Source organism: Nocardioides glacieisoli, assembly GCF_004137245.1.
Lineage (GTDB): Bacteria > Actinomycetota > Actinomycetes > Propionibacteriales > Nocardioidaceae > Nocardioides > Nocardioides glacieisoli.
In genome coordinates, this window is the sequence record NZ_SDWS01000025.1 from 1 (window position 1) to 3,506 (window position 3,506).

Annotated in this window: 2 protein-coding genes; both read right to left on the minus strand. The window is 66.1% G+C overall.

Going from position 1 to position 3,506, the window contains the following annotated elements:
- Positions 1–42 precede the first annotated feature (42 nt).
- Positions 43–180, minus strand: coding sequence for a hypothetical protein (locus tag EUA06_RS22615; RefSeq protein WP_165354516.1), 138 nt, complete (start codon positions 178–180; stop codon positions 43–45).
- Positions 181–1,736: 1,556 nt separating this feature from the next.
- Positions 1,737–2,879, minus strand: a complete 1,143-nt coding sequence (locus tag EUA06_RS22175) for a YVTN family beta-propeller repeat protein (protein WP_242498328.1) — start codon at positions 2,877–2,879, stop codon at positions 1,737–1,739.
- Positions 2,880–3,506 lie beyond the last annotated feature (627 nt).

A 3,506-nucleotide genomic window follows, 5' to 3' on the forward strand; every position in this document is an offset into this window, starting at 1 on the left:
GGTGCACGAACTGCAGGCCATCACCGCCTGACCCACGGAGGATCACGCGGCGTACACCACCTGACGGGACTTGACCCGGGTCAGCTCGAACATCAAGTCGGAGTACTCGGTCCGCGAGGCCTCCGGCTTCACGTCCGCGACGAACGGCCCGTCGAGGTCGTAACCCAGGATGTCCGGCACCCGCCACAGGCAGCGGCCCTCGATCGGCCAGCGAAGCGCGAACGGCTGCGTCAGGAGCCACGTGACACCAGCTGTGAACAGCTGGTCACGCAGGTGAGCTCGCTCGAGACTCGACTCGGTCTCAAGGAGACGTCGGCAGCCGTCTTGTTCGACGGTCACCATCCCGATGCGGTTGCGCGCTTCGCGGTAACTTCCGATACGTCGGACCGCCCACAGGTCGCGCCATCGCCACGCAGCGTCTGGCCCCAGAGCGACCGGGCTGCACTCCACCCTTCCGCCTCGGTAGAGGACCAGCTCGCCGCGTCGCGCCAGGTCGCTCGCGCCGCTCGATCGGAGTAGATCCAGACTGTCAGAGCGACCAAGTGCAGGGTTCAGTAGTCCCCGTACACCTTTCGGGTAACGCTTGGCACCGCCGCGAGCGCTCGACTTGGGGTTGGCGGAGTGAGCCTGAATTCTCGGCTCATGTGCCTTCGAGGCGGAACCCGATGCGGCGAGGTCTTCCGGGCCGGCGTGGCTCATCTCGAAGGTGTCCTCGTGTGACACAGGGCAGGGCAGTACGCGACACTGGGCATGCGTGTCCTTTTCGTTTGGTAGATCGCCATCTCCGACAAGAGGCACTGCAAGTGGGGCCTGCTCTCCGTCCAGGGAGAGCGGGCCCTGCGCCATTTCGACGCCGGACCTGCCTGCTCGTCCCTTGAAGCGTAGGTGCCCGAACGGGACCTGGGAAGCACCAAAAACGTGCCGGTGCGCTTTCTGCGCCGCACATTAAACGTCCCGCTTCGCGCCGGTCGGATGTCGCTATGTCGCGCTACGCTGCAGCAATGGGGACGCAGACGCATTCGAGGGACACCTCGCGCGTGACTTTCATGCAGCGGGTCACGTGGCTAGACGCGACGGAAACAGAGCGGCGGCAGCGTTGCCGTTTACCCGAGTGCAGCGCTCCCCTGCAACAGAAGCCGCAGGGGCGACGCAAGCAGTTCTGCGGGAACAAGCATCTGCGCGAGTTCACGAAGCGGCGGGCGCGGCTCGATGACGCCATCGACGAGGTCATCGAGATGCTAGACAGCGGCGGGTGGACCTGGGCCGAGCATCGACTACTCGAGGGACGCCTCAGATGGTTGCTCGATGTGCGAGCGGAGTACATGAGTTCACACGAACACCTGGCAATCACGCTGGAGGATCTAGAGCCAGTAGGAGCGGGACAACCGCGCACGACCGGGCAGTTAATCCGGGGTTGGCTCAAGCGGCCCACGCCGTCCGGCCCCACCTGCCTACGGTGTGATGGAACCGGGCAGGACGACCGCTTGGAGCGTGGCGAACGCCCGCACCACCGGAACTCGCGACACGGGAAGGCTGCTGCCCTGGATCGCTTGAAGGACGCTGTACGGCGCTGGCGCCGCGCATATCCCGAGTTGATGTGGTCCGAGCCGTGGGTTGACCCCTTGGAGAGGTTCATCGAGCAGCAGGAGAGGGCTCTCACCCCTCCCTCGGACTGATCAGTCCAGCGCCGGAGAGCAACGCGTCGTGACGACGTGCACCCGGGAGACATCCGATCGTCAGTGACCGCTTTCGTGAGCGTCCTCGTGTCCTTCGTCCATACCGTCCTCGGCTCCTGATGCCGCCGGAATATCGAGCGTGACGCTGACGTCGGCGGCGTCGGCCGGCACAGGAGAGAAGCTCACGCCGTTGGGCTTGTCCCCGACGGGGATCCGGGCCACGACCTCGAGCTCGTCGAGATCGAGGACTGCGATGTCATCCCCGTAGATGTTGGTGACGTAGGCGTGCCGGCTCGAGGGGTCGACGACGATGCCGTGGGAGCCCTGCCCGGTCTCCACGGTTGCCGTCACGGTGAACGTCTTGGTGTCGATGACCGAGACCGTCGTCCCGGGTGAGTCTTCGCTGCCTTGGTTGGCGACGAGGAGGTAGCGGTTGTCGCCGCTGACGTACGTCTGGATGGGGCCGTCTCCGACTGCCACCGTGTCGACGAGCCGGCGCGTCGTCATGTCGACCTTGGCGACGGCGTCTGCGCCATTCAGGGAGGCGTAGACGAACCGGCCGTCCGGCGAGAAGGCGACTTGCGCGGGGCCCGTCCCCACTTCGACGTCTGTGAACAGCTGGTTGGTCCGCGTGTCGATGACGCTGAGCATGGTGTCGGCGACGTTCGCGACGACAAGCCAGCGGCCATCCGGGCTGGGCCGGAGGCCGTGCGGGCCCCTGCCCACGTTGATGGTGTCAGTGACCTTCATGGTGGACGTGTCGATGACGGAGACGGTGTCGTCTGCGCCGTTCGTGATGTACGCGGTGGCCCCGTCTGGGGAGACCACGACATGGGCTGGCGCGGAACCAGTCGGAACCACACCGTGCAAGTCCAGGCTCCCGGCGGACAACATCGCGGCGTATCCGTCGTGGCCGCTCACCGTCCACACCGACGCACCGTCCGATGACACCTGCACATTGTGTGGCCCTTCGACTCCGGCGACGGTGGTCACGACCTGGTTGGTGGCGGCATCGATCGCCGTGAGCGAGCCGCCGCCCTCGTTAGCGATCCAGACGGTGCCCTCCACCATGCCGCGGTGGCTCGCGACTGCGGACGCAGTCGAGTCCTCGACGGCGCCGTCGTCGCTCCCGTTGAGCACGGCCAGGCTTCCCACGGCGGCGAGCGCGACGAGCACACCGGCGGAGACAGCAACGAAGCGCATCCGCCGACTCCACTCGTGCCGATCGTTCGGGGACTGGGCCGAAGCCGCGGGGGCACCGGTGCCGGATGTTGAGCTCATGGTGAACCTTTCGCAAGGACGACGTCGGCCCGATGCGGACCGCGTCCTCACCATCGCCGCCTGACCGGACGGATCGTCGGTGATTTCGGTGAAGAACCGATGAAGGCCGAGCCCCTTGCTGCGCAGGGAAACAGGCCGAATAGTCAGATCGAGGGGCCGGACATCTCGCCTCCAAGGAGGACTCGACGGTGAACCTGGTCCATCGCCTGTACTGCCGGTCCCCACCCTGGCGCGCCACGTGAGACGCGCTGCTGCCATGGCATTGGACGGCATCTCTCTCGAGCGGCGGTCGTCCTGGAACTCGGGGACTGGTCCGGGCTGACCACGGGCTGGTGCCGCGCCTGGGCTCGTTGACGTGCGTGGACTCCGACGAAATCGATGACACGGCGCTCGTGCTAAGAAGCCCAGGGGTCGACGGCGACATGGTGAAGCGACGGCGCCCCCCGTTCGCGTCAAGGCGGTTCGACGCCGTTGTCAACGACGGCCGAAAATGAACCCCTTTGCGTCGGTTGAAAGTGGACCCCTCTGCGGTTGGTTACTTGGTCTCGA